We start from the raw sequence: 251 nt of genomic DNA on the forward strand, positions 1-251 counted from the left end.
CTGTTAGCTGCAATTTTGTATTATGGATAAGTAGGAAGGGGGCTGTAAACTCGATTAAAACAGACGTTTCAAAGATTGAATGCTGCAACTCACGTGAACAGATCTCCCATCCATTAAAGGCTTATAACCTGAGTTCGAGCTAAGGATTTAGAAAAACAATGCTAATTGTTCAGACTTATATGTTTCAAATTTGATAGCAGGTTTCTTTTCTTGAAAAGAATAAGCAATTAAACTAGCAATCAAGTTGGTAA

Annotated in this window: 1 pseudogene; it reads right to left on the reverse strand. The window is 34.7% G+C overall.

Annotation, left to right across the window (positions count from 1 at the left end):
- Positions 1–147: 147 nt before the first annotated feature.
- Positions 148–251: pseudogene (locus EM932_RS21525) on the reverse strand (IS982 family transposase); the annotation flags it as partial.

The sequence above is a fragment of the Flavivirga rizhaonensis genome, from assembly GCF_004791695.1.
GTDB lineage: Bacteria > Bacteroidota > Bacteroidia > Flavobacteriales > Flavobacteriaceae > Flavivirga > Flavivirga rizhaonensis.